Origin of the sequence: Streptomyces coffeae (assembly GCF_016741875.1) — a bacterium.
In the GTDB taxonomy this organism is placed as follows: Bacteria; Actinomycetota; Actinomycetes; order Streptomycetales; family Streptomycetaceae; genus Streptomyces; species Streptomyces coffeae.
Genome location: NZ_JAERRF010000152.1, coordinates 1 through 857, shown reverse-complemented (window position 1 = coordinate 857; position 857 = coordinate 1). Strand labels below are relative to the sequence as shown.

General features: G+C 66.0%; 1 protein-coding gene. It reads left to right on the top strand.

Annotated elements, in window-relative coordinates; all coding sequences use genetic code 11:
* Positions 1-857, top strand: an 857-nt coding sequence (locus JK363_RS41415; RefSeq protein WP_236076589.1) for an integrase, incomplete at both ends; no start/stop codon positions are given.

The following is an 857-nucleotide window of genomic DNA, read 5'->3' as shown; positions in this document are numbered from 1 at the left end:
GACAGGGAGAAGGACGTCGAGATCCTCGTACTCCGGCACCAACTGCTCGTCCTGCAACGCCGGGTCAGCAAGCCGACCTTCACCGACACAGACCGCGCCATCCTCGCCGGCCTGCTCCACCACCTCCCCAAAGACAGACCGCGGCACCTTCTGCTCCTGGTCCGCCCCGACACGGTCCTGCGCCGGCATCGCAGCCTGCTCAAGCAGCGCCATGCCGCAACCTGCGTACCCCGACGACGCGGAGGCCCACGCACGATCCGATCGATCCGCGCCCTGGTCCTGCGCCTGGCCAAGGAAAACGCCTCGTGGGGGTATCGCCGGATCCACGGCGAACTCGCAGCACCGGGTATCAAGATCGCCGCCTCCACCGTCTGGGAAATCCTCCGCCAGCACGGCATCCCACCCGCACCCGAACGGCAGAGCACCACCTGGGCGGACTTCCTCCGCAGCCAGGCCAAAGCTCTACTCGCTTGCGATCTCTTCGAAGTCCGCACGCTGACCGGAGCGCGCCTGTACGTCTTCGCCGTCATCGAGCACACCACCAGGCGCATCCGGATCCTCGGCGCCACCGCACACCCCACCGCGCAGTGGATCGTCCAGCTCGGACGCAACCTCCTCATGGACCTCGAAGACGCGGACAGCAAGGCGAAGTTCCTCATCCGCGACCGCGACTCGAAGTTCACAGCCGCCTTCGACGCCCTGATGACCGATACCGGCGTGAAGGTTGTCACCACCGGCATTCGAGTACCGCGGATGAACTCGCTCATGGAGCGCTGGATACAGACCTGCCGCAGGGAGCTGCTGGACCGGACCTTGATCTGGAACCAGCGACACCTTCTCCACGCCCTGCGCGAGTA